The sequence below is a fragment of the Chthonomonas sp. genome (assembly GCF_035294505.1).
Classification (GTDB): domain Bacteria; phylum Armatimonadota; class Chthonomonadetes; order Chthonomonadales; family Chthonomonadaceae; genus Chthonomonas.
Genome location: NZ_DATGKU010000200.1, coordinates 16243 through 29884 on the forward strand (window position 1 = coordinate 16243; position 13642 = coordinate 29884).

Consider the following 13642-nt stretch of genomic DNA (forward strand, 5'->3'; position numbering starts at 1 on the left):
GGGAGGCACAACAACGTCGTGCCTCTTGCATCTGTCTATTTTACCGCTTTCTAAGGGTTATCGCTGCAGGCAGAGCAGAGGATTGTGTGCATCCTCCCTATCAAGAGACGACCTACAGTTTGACTAGGTAGGCGGTCTCGAGGCCTCCCACCTCCCGGATGCGCTCCATGAGGTCGGGAGGCACCGGGTCATCAATCATAAGCACCATAATCGCTCTGCCACCGATGGCGGCGCGTCCCACGTGCATGCCTGCGATGTTGATACCTGCCTCGCCAAGGAGCGTGCCCACTTTCCCGATGATCCCCGGTCGGTCTGTATGCTCCGTGATGATCATATATCCGTGGGGAACGATGTCCACATGGTAGCCGTCAATATGAACGATGTGTGGCTCGTTACCGTAGACGGTGCCACAGATAACGCGTTCTCCTGCGGCCGTATGCGCATGAACGGAAAGCAAGCAGGTGTGGTCGGGGGTGGCCTCACGACGCTGTTCCAGCACACGAATGCCGCGCATCTCGGTGAGATAGGGCGCGTTTACGAGATTGACCCGCCCGTCATGGACGGGAAGCATAAGCCCGTAGAGCACGGCTCGTGTGATGGGGGGAGTGGGAAGATCGCCGAAATCGCCGTGAAATACCACCTCTACTGCAGCGATGGGGCGCTCTTTTTGCTGGGCAAGGGCCAGCTGCATCTGAAGGTCGCCGATGGCCGTGGCCAGCCGCTGAAATGGCTCTAAACGCGCCTGCTCTTCTTCGGAGAGGCTGGGAAGATTGACCGGCGATCGGGCAGGCCGGCCCTGGAGAAACTCCACGATCTGCTCCGACACGTCCACGGCGACCTTGATCTGGGCTTCAACCGTAGAGGCCCCTAAATGAGGGGTTACTACGGACTGCGGAAAGTGCAGAAGCGGGTTTTCGGGTGAGGGCGGCTCGGTGGTAAAAACATCGAGCGCGTAGCCGGCCACTTTGCCGCTGCGAACCGCCTCCATCAAGGCCTCCTCATCTATAATGCCTCCACGTGCTGCGTTGATAATGTAGACGCCTTCCTTCATTCGCGCGAACTGCGCCGGGCCGATGAGTCCGCGCGTGCTTTCATTAAGAGGGGTATGCACGGTGATGAAATCGCTGCGTGCCACAAGCTCATCCAAAGTGACCGGCTCAACACCCATCTGGCGTGTGACCGTTTCCGGGACGAAGGGGTTGTAGGCGATAAGCTCTACCTCAAATCCTTTGAGACGTTGAGCCACTGCGCTGCCGATGCGCCCTAAGCCCACAATGCCGATCGTCTTGCCGTGCAGTTCTCTACCGAGAAACTTTTTACGTTCCCATTTGCCGGCACGCAAGCTGGCGTCTGCCTGAGGAATATGGCGCGCAAGGGCAAGAATAAGCCCCACGGTAAGCTCGGCCGCTGCAATGGTGTTGCCGTCGGGCGAGTTCACCACGAGGATGCCACGTTTGGTGGCCGCCTCCACATCTATGTTGTCTACCCCCACGCCGGCACGGCCGATGATACGCAATCGTTCCGCAAGGGCGAGCAGATCGGCCGTGACCTTGGTTTCGCTACGCACGATGAGGGCATCGTACTGCCCGATGATGGCTTTTAGCTCATCGGGCTTGAGGCCAGGGCGAAGGTCCACTTCGATCCCATTCGCCTGCCTTAAAGGAGCGATTCCGGCCTCTGCCACCGGATCGCTAACAAGCACTTTCGCCATAGGTTCTCCATCGTCAAAAGTTTGGGAGCTTTTTTGAAGCTCCCCCAGAATCAGTTTATCCTATAGAGGCCTTCTTGGGCGTTAAAGAGGGCGTTCTGGCTTAAACAATGGCCAACATGCGATCCAGGGCCAGGCGAGCCTCTTTGGCGATCTCCGGTGGCACCTGCACCCGATTCACCACCTCGCCGCGCACCAGCGATTCCATGGCCCACAACAGATAGTGAGGATGGATGCGATACATGGTGGAGCAAGGGCAGACAATGGGGTCTAAACAGAAGATCGTTTTGTCAGGCATCTCATCGGCGAGCCTTTTCACCAGATTGATCTCCGTTCCAACCGCCCATACGCTCCCTGCCGGTGCCTCACGAATCGTCTTAATAATGAACTCCGTAGAGCCGTAGGCATCGGCGGCCTGCACCACATCCAGAGTGCATTCGGGATGCACAATGACGTTGACATTTGGGTATTCTTGACGCGCCTGCCGAATCTGCTCCACGGTAAACCGCATGTGCACCGAACAGTGCCCTTTCCAAAGGTAGACGCGCTTTGCGCGAATATCTTCCGGGCTATTGCCACCAAGGGGCTTGGTGGGGTCCCACAGCAGCATCTCTTTTTCCGGATCCAACCCCAGCGCCACACAGGTATTGCGCCCAAGATGTTGATCGGGAAGGAAGAAAAGCTTATCGCCTTTTTCGAGCGCCCACTGCACAACCTTGCGGGCGTTGGAAGAGGTGCAACTCGCCCCGCCATGGCGCCCCACAAAGGCCTTGATGGCCGCCGTTGAGTTGACGTAGGTTATTGGCACGATGCGGCCGGTATCGGTGATGGTGCTGAGCTGTTCCCAGGCGCGTTCTACCTGCCCAATGTTAGCCATATCGGCCATGGAACAGCCCGCGTTCATGTTGGGTAGGATGACGATCTGATCGGGCCGGGTGAGGATGTCGGCCGACTCGGCCATAAAGTGAACCCCACAGAAAATAAAGTATTTCGCTTCGGGGTGTTTGCCTGCAATCTGGGAAAGCAAAAGGCTATCGCCACGAAAGTCGGCCCATTTGATGATCTCATCGCGTTGATAGTGGTGCCCCAAAATAATGAGATCTTCTCCCAAGCAGCGCCGGGCCGTGGCGATGCGCGCGTCCGTCTCTTCGGGAGAAAGTTGCACGATCTCCTGGGGAAGCGGTTTTTGCAACATGGTCTACTTTTCCCTTCAACTGAGGGCGAGCAGTTCCACCTAAGGTGGAACGGGGATGTTGACATCGCCCTACCACGAGGTTTTAGATTTTTGCGGTTTTGACCGCGTCTTGCTTTTAACTATTATATACGAATCGCGCAGCAAAAGCGCTGCAATGTTTTAGGGGGTGATCTCGATGGTACGCTCGTTCCAGTAGTCGGCGGCGCCAGGAGGGGCCCCGCGCGGGCGGCGAACATACTTGCGTAGGGTGTAGTCCACGGGAACAAGGGCAGCATGCTTTTGTTTGCTATGCTGTGCACACAGCCGCGCCGCGAACTCAATGACCGATCTCGGCACGCGCTCCGGCTGACCGTGGGTGCGAATAACGACATGGGCACTGACACCGGCACGCACATGCAGCCAAATGTCGTTGGGATGGGCGACGCGCGTGGTGAGGTAGTCGTTCGCCGTGGCCGTTTCGCCTACGAGCACCTCATAGCCTTCGGGTGAGAAGTAGCGGCGGATTTTGTGCCCCTCAAACTCCGGCTCTTCGGTGCGTGCCCGCTCGATGCCCTCCTTCGGCAAGAGGCCCTGAGACGCAAGCTCCTCGCTTAGTTCCCTCATCGCTTCAGGGGTGCCGAGTTGGGCTAACTCCACGAGAGCCGATTCGAGCCGGTGAAGTGCGCTTTCCGCCTGCGCCAACCGCTGCGCTTCTTGTTCTCGCGCCGCTTTCGCTTTTCGATAGCGCTGAAACCAGCTTTCCGCGTTCTCCTGAGGCGTTCGGTGCGGATCGAGAGGAATGCTGCGCGGCTTGAGATCGGGGTCGTAAAAATCCTCTACAATGATATTCGACATATTGGGCTGAATGCGCCAAAGGTTTGCAAGGATCAGCTCCCCATTTTGGCGGTAGAAGTCGGCTTTTTCTGCCTCCTCTAAAGCCTTTTTGGCACCTGCCAATCGTTTCTGCCAGGTGGCTATGGCGCGCTCAATACGGGCGCGTATGTTTGCCCTCTGCGACTCTCGTTCGTTCTGTTCTACAAGAAAGGTATAGGCTTGATCGAGGGCAAGCTGAAGGCTCTCCATGGGTTTTTGTTGGTTTTCGGGCCACTGCACCGAGGGGAACGGGTAGGTGCCTATAGGCGTGCCGACGTCGGAAAGAAACAGCGTTGGCCTATAGTCCTGTTGCGCGGCCGCATCAAAAAGAGAAGTCCAGGCGATACGAAGGCCTTGTGCTCTATCCTCATAATTTAGGGCGCGCATCGCTATCTCTCTCGATAAGAAGGGCGATAGCCCGGCATAAATCTGCATAAGAGCGCTCGCCAAACCCTCCACGTCGTTAGGAGGGATGGAGCCAAGCTCTCGTACGATCTTTTCTACGGCCTGTGGTGCAAAAGGGTCGGCCCTATCGGGTTGCGGGGGCGGTAGTTGGTAGGGTTGGCCGGGAAGCAGTTGCCGTACGCGGTTGATGCGATGGCTCACGCGGTGAATGGCATCGAGAATGGTGCCCTCCGGCGTCACCAAAACAAGATTGGAATGTTTCCCCATGAACTCCCCAATGAGCGTTGCCGACGGAAATTCATCGGCGGGGAAGCCGATTTCAAGAAAGAGAACCCTGTCGAAATCGAGTTGGCGCAGCTTGAGAAGGCGCAAACCTTCCACATGTTTGCGCAAAGTCATGCAGAAAGTGGGCGGTATGGGCGGGTTTGGAGGGCGTTTTAACGTGAGGTGAGCGCGTGCGAACTGGGGATGGGCTGAAAGCAGCAACAGATAGTTTACCCCGCGATTCCGAATGCCCAGCAGAATCTCGCGCTCATTGGGTTGACGTACCTCCTGAATTTGCCCGCCCACCAACACCGCGTTTAGTTCGTCTACACAGGCCCGAAGCGTTAGACTGTCGAAGGTTCTCAAGTCTCTTACCCACCCAAACTCTATCCTTGTGGTAACAACAGGCGGAGCGTTTTAACTTGCCAAGGCAAGAAAGAGAGCGACAAAACTCCCTGGGTTACCTTGCAAGGCCGTCCCTCCGTTTCCAGTAAGGTGGTTTCCCAGACTTGAGTCCCTTCCGGCAGGCCTTTCAGAAGAGCGATGCCGGGGTGCCCTGCGCTCTCATAGAGGCGAACGATCATTCCGTTGCCATCATGAGCGGTTTTCAAACACCCGATCTTCACCGTGGTGCCTGAGGCAAGATAGGGGCGGTAGATCGAGCGTGAGGCCCTTTTGCCGTTCGCCTTTCTTGCGATAAGGGGCTGGTTAAAACCGGCAGCGGCCTCTATGACCCCGGCTTCGGACCAGAAGGCCGGATAAGGATAGAGGCTATAGCGAACTTGATGCGAGCCAACGTCGGAGCAGGTATCAGGCTCATAGGCGGTGCGCACAAGATTCAAGCGTAGCCGACACCCAAGCACATCGTAACCGTATTTGCTGTCGTTGAGTAAGGCGATGCCATATTCCGTTCCGCCGACCCATGCCCAACGCAGCGCGGGAACCTCTTGCCCATCTGCCGGACGACGCACGGCGGCATAGGGCGTCTCGAACCAGGCTTGGCATTCGGATAGGCGCGCTGTAAACGCGACTTTGAGGTTGGGAATGCCTACCTGCGGGCTGCCCTCCTCTTGCCAGTCGAGGTGGGTTTCAAAGTCGATCCGAGGTAGCGTTTGATAGAAGATGATCCTCTGGGTAATGGCCGATTTCCGAACCGTATGGTGCGCCTCCAGAACGCAGCGTACCGGCCCCGTCTCCACGACGCGCGTTGTCACCCCGCGAATCAGGCTGAACTCTTGATAGACTTCGTCGTAATGCCATGCAGCCATGCCATGAGGATATTCGTCCACAAGCTGAAAAACGCCGAGGGCGAGGTCGGGCCGAGCCGAGTCCAAGTAATCGCTGCCACGGCGCAAGCCATAGCCCACCAACTCTTTACCTGCTCGTTTATCGTAGAGGCTCACGATGATGCCGCAGTCTCTACGAATGTAGGCAATGAAATGCGGGGTTTCGATGCGATAGTAGGGCGCGTTTTCCTCAGCATCGGCTGGAGGGGCCGCTGAACGCGGGTCTATGGGAGCGTAGGCCGGTTCTGGCGCGAGGATGGGAAAGGCCGGCGCATCGTGCACGGGCTGATAGCCGGCTGTTTCAAAGGCACCTAAGGTGGGCGTAAAAAGCAGACCTTCTGCCGTTATCTGCAGGGGGAGCCGTGTGCCATCCGCTCCCTGTAAGGCAGCCGGAGGCGCTCCTTCCCATCTCTCAAGCCGCGCAACATCCGTGCGTTCAAAACCGAGCGGGTTTGTAACGGCAATGACACCTGGAGGCAGAGGACTTTCGAGCTTATCGAGGGCCTGTTGTATTACCTGTTGCGCTGTGGCTTTTACGGCCAGAAAATCCTCACGATTCTTTTCATAGGCCTCACGGATGGCCGAGCCGTCGAGAATATCGTGGAACTGGTTGAAGCAGACGGTACGCCAGGCCTCGCTCAGCACCTCTGTAGCGTTCTGACCGGCAAGAGCTGCTACCGTGTCGGCAGTGCAGAGCAGGTTTTCCCCCATGCGGTTATAGTACTTTGTGTCGGCATGGGTTGTGTAGCAGCCTTCAAAGATGGTGCTGCTTTCCCCCCTATGCACAGGCAAGACCGGGTGATGTTGCAGAAGCTCTCTTGTGTAGTTATCGAGGCGACTGCAGAATGCGGTTGGAAGCAGGGGGGTTTTCTGGAAGCGGCGTAAGGCCTCTAGGTTTTGGCGTGAGGGGCCGCCGCCGTGGTCGCCGATGCCGTGGAAGTGCAGCGCGCAGTGATGTCCGGCTTGGTGCGCGCGAAGGGCCGCTTCGGCCAGGTCACGAGCGTAAATCTCTCCGTTGTAGGAAGGGGTAGAGAAGGCCAAAATGCGCGTTCCATCTTGCCCTTCCCACCAGTAGGCAGGCCAGAGCTGTGCCTGACCTGGGTTCGCGCGATGGTGATAGTAGCGCTCTGCCCCGGCGGAAGCTGCAAGCTGTGGGATGTTGCCGGCATGCCCAAAGGTATCGGGGGCATGATAGGTCGTTGGGGTTACGCCGAGCACCGTCTGCGAGTAGCGTACCCCCTCTAACATCTGGCGGACATGCGCCTCGCCCGACGACATATTCGAATCGTTCTCGATCCAGGCCACGGTGGTGGCTTCCCATCGTCCCTCTTTAATGCGTTCAAGCACCTTTTGAAAGAGATCGGGTGCCTTTTGGCGTACAACCTCATAGGTTGCCGGTTGGCTATGAGAGAAGGTAAGTTCGGGGAACTCCTCCATCAGCTGGAGGACGCTCTTGAAGTCGCGCAGGATTACCTGCACCGTATCCGGCCACGTCCATAACCAGTTCATATCAATATGGCTATGGCCGATAAGGTGAACCCGCATGTCCGCAATAGGTTTTTGCAAGGGCATCAGAACCGTGACGATCTGTTGAGAGAGCGCCTCTATCTGATCGAGGGAGGTTTCGTCGGTTATTTCCGGAACGAGTGTGGCAGCCTCTTGCACGAGGCGGTGTTCGGTTTCGGTTTGTGCGAATCCGTGAGCGAGGGCAAGTTGCGCCCAAAGGATATCGAGTTTCTCGAAACGGTTACGAAGGCTTGGCGTGGTCAGACGCAGCTGGTACCACCCGATCACCTGATTGTTCGGGATGCGCATTTCGAAACGCAACTCGCCGTTGTCGCCCTCCTTCAGGGCGGGAACAATGGTGAAAAGCGCCGGTCCGGCAGCCACAGAGAGGCTGTCGTCCTCAAACACGGGTTTTCCGTTCCAGGTAATGCGGGTGGGGTAGAGCGTAAAGAGAGTTCCCTGCAGCGGTTCTCCGACGATGGAGACGCCCGCTACCGTTTGGGGGAGGTTCAGCTTTGTGGAGAGAAGAACTTCGGTGTTCGGTTCTACAAAAAGATTTTCAAATGAACCGGTGCCGTGAAGTACAGGAGTGCCTTCACCCGGGCCGGCAAGGCGTTGCCAGGTGATGGAAGGAAAGCCGTTGAGAGCGCGATCGGCCGCACCGCGAAGGCGCTGAAGCGCTGTGCGTAGGATGTGGGGCGTTGACATAAGGAAAAGCCGCTCCTATGGGTTCAAGCTAGTTTTCTAGCTTATTCACCATAGGCAGCGGCTTTTCCTACGGCTTTGTCTGTTTACGCTGGAGAGCGAGGTGAGAATAGCACACCTCGCAGCTTCCCCTGGAAACTATTTGTTGACATTGATCTTGACGGTCTTGGGCTTAACAGCCTCCGCCTTAGGCAGATGAACCTCGAGCACGCCGTTGCGATAGTTGGCCTCCACCTTGTTGGGGTTGATCTCAACCGGCAAGGTGTAGGAGATTTGGAAGTTGCCCGTGCCACGAGCCGACCAGAGGCTTTGGCGATGCTGCACCGCGTTCTCCGCTTGATAGAACGGTTTGCGCTCGCCACGGATGGAGATGGTATCGGTTGTGGCCTCGATATGGAGGTCTTCCGGGTTGATGCCCGGCAGCGGCACCACGAAGACGATCTCCTCGTCGGTCTCGAAGACATCGGGCGACAGCTCCGGATCACCCACGAAGGCGGTGGACCCGAGCATTCGGCTCAGCGGCGTGTAGCCCATCAACGAGGCGAAAATGTCGTCCATGTAGCGATGCATTCGGTCAAACTCTGCCCAGGGGTTCCAGCGGGTCACGTTCTCGTTCGATCGCACGGTCAAGGCGTTTCCATTGTTGCGGGCCATAGACATCACCTCCTTTTGAGTTTATATTCTTATTGGCACACCTCTTTAGTGTGTTCCACTAATATGTACGCACAGTGCCATATTCAATGTTCCCAAATTGCGGGGTGCTCCCACGCTTTTTTACGGAATTTTCGCGGCCCAAAGGCACGCTCGGCTCCCCCAAGCAAGGAGGGCTAACAAGCGCGCAAAAGAGAATGCCCACTCGGGCAGGAAACCGCCCGCATCGTAGAGAAAAAAGAAACACAATTAGGACTTGGAAAGGGTAGTTTGCACACAATGCGCTGTTGCCGGCACTTAGGCTGGGTGGGCGTCTGGCTCCTGCTTTTGGGGGCGGCTGCCCCGTTAGGGGCTGCGACCCCGCTAACCCTCAATCTTCGGGCCGATCAGAAGCAGGTGGCGGAAGGCACAAGTGTTGTACTTCATGTAAAGGCTTTTCGTGCACAGGGTGTGCCTGCCGCCGGAGTGAAGCTTTGGCCTTTGTGGAATGGGCGTCGTTGGGGCGCAGAGATCGCTACCGATTCCCTAGGGCAAGCGACCTACTCGGTCTCGTTGCCTCTTCCCGGCCTAGCCCGCCTTCAGGTGGCTCAGGCCTCCTCCTCTCATCCGCTTTCGGCTTGGTGGATATGGGCTTCAAAGCTGCAAGATCATCAAACGGTGTGGCTCTGGCGTGTCTTTACCCTTCCACAAAAGCCTAAAGACGCCATCCTCCATATCACCTGTGATGACCTGTTTACGGCCTACATTAACGGCAGGCGCGTTGCAAACGGCACGGATTTTCATAAGGTGCATGCGGTCGGAGCGCTGCAACGCGCCCTTCATCCGGGCGCCAACTGGTTGGCGGTGGAATGCTACAACGGCTCCGGTCCCGCAGGCCTTTTAGCACGCCTTGATATGGGCTTGCCTTCCGGCAAATCGGCCTCCATCGTTACCGATTCCTCGTGGCAGGCAAGCCTGGCGCGACCAGCTCAATGGCCCCAACCTACAGCTTCCGCTGCGCCGGCGGTGGTGGAAGCCAAAGTGGGTGAGGGCGTTTGGGCGCGAGATATAACGGGGTGGCCAGGCCTGAAGGCTTTCAGCGCTTTTACCACCGATACTCCATGCCTCGCCAACACACCTCGCTCGAACATCGTGCTTGTGAAGGTTACTCCATGGCATCCTCAGCAGAAGCTGCCATGCGATCCGGCGCACCTCGTGGGTATAGAGTGGGAACCGTGGTTCACCCCTCTGAATGCCACCTGGAACACCGCCGAGGCCATTCCGGTGGAAGGCACCTACAGCTCCTTCGACCCGCTTGTGGCGCGGCAACATCTCCTCTGGATGATCCGGTGCGGCATAGATTTCATTCTCGTGGACTGGTCGAACAACCTCTGGGGACTACAACATTGGAAAGACCATGCGCCGGGTGTGGATGAGCTTGTAAGGGGAACCGATGTGCTGTTTCAGCAAGCGGCAAAACTGCAGCAAGAGGGCTTCTCTGTTCCCAAAATCACGCTCCTGCTGGGGCTAAATAACGGCCCTTCCACCACCACAACAGCGCTCAATGAGGAGATAGCATGGGTCTACCAGCACTATTTGGCGAATCCGACCTATCGTGACCTTTGGCTAGATGCCTACGGTAAGCCGCTGATCGTGCTCTTCAACGGGCCGGGGCCGGGCGATCTGCAAGGGCAGCCCCCCATCTTTGCCCCCCAGTTCACAGTGCGCTGGATGGCCAGCCAACTTCAAAGCTGCCACTTCGAGCGCTTCGGCTACTGGTCGTGGATGGACGGCAGCATAACTCCCATCCCAACCTACTATCAAGGCCAACCGGAAGCGCTCACCATTACCATCGCTTTCTTTGGGGATGGGGGGTGGCTCTATCCGCAAACGATGGGGCATGAGAACGGCTACACCTACATCAAGGAATGGCAAACCGCCTTTGCGGTAAGGCCGCGTTTTCTGCTTATCTGTCAATGGAACGAGTTTGCCGGGCAACCGGAAGGGGCGGGCTACGGGCCAAAGCACGATATGTATATGGATAGCTACAGCCCTGAACTCTCCAACGACATTGAACCGACTTCTTTAACAACCCCTGCCTATCGTGGCAAAGGCGGTTGGGGCTATCTGTACCTTAATCTCACGCAGGCCGCGATCTTCCTTTATCATCATCCCACCCGGCAACAAGGCCTGCTGGCCCTCGCTCCTCCTAGAAAGGAGCAGGGAGCACTCGCCTTTCAATGGGCCTATCTCGGCTATGCGCCCACCACGTTCAGAGTGATGTTAGATGGCAAACCGGTGGCAACCCATCTGCAAGGGGATACCTATCGGCTTACACTGGAGAGCCTATCCCCCGGAAAACATCGTATCGAAGTGCAAGCTGAAAATGTGTATACTCTATTTCCGATCTCGCGGATGCATGAGGATAGAACGAGTGAGGTTGCGCAACATTTTCCTGTTGAGGCTGAAGAGGAGTTTGTGAGGTGACTTCCCCAACACGGCCTGTGGAGGCCGAGCGCGTTTCGCGCTCCATCACCTTTCGGCGGGGCACGCCGGAGGACGAACCCGATACTTTCGACGTAATGCGCCGTGCCATGGGCAGCGACATGAGCTGGAGCCAGCACGTGAGAGCGCGGCGTCATCTTCGCTCTGCGCCGAACTCCAGCTACTGGGTGGCCGAGGATACACCGCGTTTTGGCCGAAGCCGCATCGTGGGATACGCGCACAGTATGGTGCGAGACGGAGTATGGCAGCTTACCGAGTTCTTTGTGCTGACCGCCTACCAACGCCAGGGGATCGGGCGGACACTTCTGCGCTGTTGTCTCCAAGATGGAGAGGAGGCCGGCGCCTCTTCTCGGTTTATCCTTGCCTCTTATCATCCTGCTGCCGATTCACTCTATATTCGCCTCGCCGGCTGTTTGCCACGCCTGCCCATGCTGCTTTTAGGAGGGCAACCGGAGTCGCTTCACCCCCACCAACCCCATGGTCCCATCCTCGATGCAGTTGCTCCACCTAGCAGTTCCAACCGCGATTCCTCAGAAGAGCCGCTGTTAGCAGAGCCTATAGAGGCCAAACCGGTAACCCTTGCCGTGCTCGACCATCTCGACCGAGCGATTTTGGGGTATACCCGCCTGCCCGAACATCTCCATTGGATCGCCGAAACCGGCGGACCGGAGGGGGCAGCCCGTCTGTTTCGTAGGGCCGGTGGGGGAGCGCAGGCCGGAGAGCCGGTTGGCTATGCCTACTATGGCCCGCTCTCTACCGGCCCCTTCCTTGCCCTCAATCCCACCGACCTACCGCGCATGGTGCTGCATGTGCTGCACGTGGCACGGCTCCATCCTCGTACGAGCGGGCATCTCGCGCGCGTTGAACCCTACCTCGCCATCCCCGGCTGCAATGAGGTGATGTTGCAGTGGCTGTTGGGGTGTGGGTGGCGCATTGTGTTTCAGTATCTCTATATGAGTTCCCACCCCGTTCCAAAACTCGAACACTATGTTTGCCATAACCCCCTGCATTTCTTTTAAGTGGATAACCATGCAAAACAACCTTATGCAGCTTTACAAACGAGGCCTCCCAGGGTTTGCGCTCGCCCTCTTGCTCTGCTGGAGCGGAGCCAAAGGGGCTTGGGCCAACACGGTGGTGTTAGGTGTACCAACCTATCCGTCGGAGGCGCTGAAGCCAAACGCTTTTGGCGAAAGCCCTCGCTGGATGCCCACGCTACCTGCAGCGACCATTGCACACCTACCGGTGGCCGTTACCAATACAAGTAGCCACACCGTAACGCTCTTTATACGTAGTGCACCTCTCTATTTTCTAAAAAAGGGTGCGCCACATAAGCTTGCCATGGCCACTAAGCCACTCGTGCTAAAGCCGCATGCCCAACGCACGCTCACATTCACCCTAAAACTGCCCCCGATGCCCCACAACGCGCTGCTTCAATGGAATGTGCTGGCCCTCCAAGGCAAACAACAGCTTAACTCCTTACAGCGGCTCTATGTGATCGTGCCCGAAGGCATCGAGGGCACCCAGGTGGTATATGAGGGACGAGACGACACCACGCAGGGCGACTGGTTAGGGCACTACGGCAAACAGGGCTTTCTTATCCCGCTTCGGGATGGTACTGCTAGCTTCTTCTTACCTACCGTCACCGTGCAAAGAGGCACGGGGTTTGAGCATTGGCGCCCCTCCGCCATCGGAAACGATGTGCTTGAAAGCGAGTTTGTAAGCTTCGCCTTCACAAAACAGCCTAAAGTGGAGGATAAGCGCGTGCTTTTGGGAGCGAACGGACTTACCGAGCGTGCGCCGGTAGCCTTTGCCGCCGCCAAGATACTTGTGCCCGTCCCTCATCAGCCAAACGTCTATCATTTTAAGATGCTGCCGCTCTTTCTACGGGTCAACACGACCGATGCGCAACCACACCGCTTAAGCCTCTATTTTCTCGACTATGCGCGGCTAGGCTGGAGCTATGAAGTAGACGTTTACGATATTCAAGGCCATCCCCTTGCCTCGCAGGTTGTAGACAACTTCGGAAATGGCGCCTATTTACGTTTTCGCTTTACCGGAAGCGTCATTGTGCAGGTTCGAGCCCTCAATCCTAAAGACCCCATCACCGTCTGCGGTGTTTTTGTAGACCCTGCAAGTGGCAAAGGGCTGTTGTGGCAACCTGCCAGCGCAGCCGAGCGATAAGGCAGCCACGGTTTCTCAACAAAGGCGGCAGCCAGAGGCGCTTTTCCTTAGGGAAGCGGAGAGCGAGCGCCTCGCTCCGAATCGCTTTTGCTTGACTCTGGGTGGTGGGCGTGCTATACTACCGTGGCTTGATGCAACGAGCGAAATTCACCAGGGCGCTCTGTTGGCTTTGCGAGAAACCATGCCGGAATTTGTGCGTAATCTTTAAGGAAGGATTTTTTCAGAGCATTCAACGCGGTGCCGCCCGGTCCTCCTGTCCACTCGCGAAGGCGGCTTGAGGCTTTGCGCGAACGATGAACATCGTACAGATCGTTTCTAGCAACCAAATTTCCGGCACCACGAGCCAGCTACTTGTTCTCGCTAACCGCTTGCGGGAGCGAGAACATCGTGTTCTGGTGATATGCC

At 57.1% G+C, this 13642-nt stretch carries 8 protein-coding genes; 3 read left to right on the top strand and 5 right to left on the bottom strand.

The window, feature by feature from the left end; translation table 11 throughout:
- Window positions 1–112 precede the first annotated feature (112 nt).
- From serA to VKV18_RS12630, 5 genes are all read right to left on the bottom strand, one after another.
- Window positions 113–1711: a phosphoglycerate dehydrogenase gene (serA, locus tag VKV18_RS12610; RefSeq protein ID WP_324204551.1), complete on the bottom strand. Its 1599-nt coding sequence runs from the start codon at window positions 1709–1711 to the stop codon at window positions 113–115.
- 100 nt (window positions 1712–1811) lie between these two features.
- A complete protein-coding gene (gene nadA, locus VKV18_RS12615; protein WP_324204552.1) occupies window positions 1812–2903 on the bottom strand; it encodes a quinolinate synthase NadA in 1092 nt (363 codons plus the stop codon).
- 159 nt (window positions 2904–3062) lie between these two features.
- A complete protein-coding gene (locus VKV18_RS12620; protein ID WP_324204553.1) occupies window positions 3063–4790 on the bottom strand; it encodes an NFACT family protein in 1728 nt (575 codons plus the stop codon).
- A gap of 20 nt (window positions 4791–4810) precedes the next feature.
- Window positions 4811–7924, bottom strand: a complete 3114-nt coding sequence (locus tag VKV18_RS12625; protein ID WP_324204554.1) for an alpha-mannosidase — start codon at window positions 7922–7924, stop codon at window positions 4811–4813.
- A 135-nt stretch (window positions 7925–8059) separates the two neighbouring features.
- A complete protein-coding gene (locus VKV18_RS12630) occupies window positions 8060–8575 on the bottom strand; it encodes an Hsp20/alpha crystallin family protein (protein WP_324204555.1) in 516 nt (171 codons plus the stop codon).
- Between the two features lie 276 nt (window positions 8576–8851).
- Here VKV18_RS12630 and VKV18_RS12635 point away from each other — a divergent pair, with 276 nt between their 5' ends.
- The 3 genes from VKV18_RS12635 to VKV18_RS12645 are packed head-to-tail and all read left to right on the top strand — an operon-like array spanning window position 8852 to window position 13237.
- Window positions 8852–11038 (top strand): hypothetical protein, encoded by a 2187-nt coding sequence (locus VKV18_RS12635; RefSeq protein ID WP_324204556.1) that lies wholly within the window; start codon window positions 8852–8854, stop codon window positions 11036–11038.
- Window positions 11035–12075: a GNAT family N-acetyltransferase gene (locus VKV18_RS12640; protein WP_324204557.1), complete on the top strand. Its 1041-nt coding sequence runs from the start codon at window positions 11035–11037 to the stop codon at window positions 12073–12075. The genes VKV18_RS12635 and VKV18_RS12640 overlap by 4 nt, the downstream gene beginning before the upstream one ends.
- 10 nt (window positions 12076–12085) lie before the next feature.
- A complete protein-coding gene (locus tag VKV18_RS12645; RefSeq protein WP_324204558.1) occupies window positions 12086–13237 on the top strand; it encodes a hypothetical protein in 1152 nt (383 codons plus the stop codon).
- The last annotated feature ends 405 nt before the right edge of the window (window positions 13238–13642 follow it).

Bases quoted from the DNA above. Each gene is read 5' to 3' on its own strand.
- serA (WP_324204551.1), bottom strand. From the start codon at position 1,711: ATGGCGAAAGTGCTTGTTAGCGATCCGGTGGCAGAGGCCGGAATCGCT.
- nadA (WP_324204552.1), bottom strand. From the start codon at position 2,903: ATGTTGCAAAAACCGCTTCCCCAGGAGATCGTGCAACTTTCTCCCGAA.
- VKV18_RS12625 (WP_324204554.1), bottom strand. From the start codon at position 7,924: ATGTCAACGCCCCACATCCTACGCACAGCGCTTCAGCGCCTTCGCGGT.
- VKV18_RS12630 (WP_324204555.1), bottom strand. From the start codon at position 8,575: ATGGCCCGCAACAATGGAAACGCCTTGACCGTGCGATCGAACGAGAAC.
- VKV18_RS12635 (WP_324204556.1), top strand. From the start codon at position 8,852: ATGCGCTGTTGCCGGCACTTAGGCTGGGTGGGCGTCTGGCTCCTGCTT.
- VKV18_RS12645 (WP_324204558.1), top strand. From the start codon at position 12,086: ATGCAAAACAACCTTATGCAGCTTTACAAACGAGGCCTCCCAGGGTTT.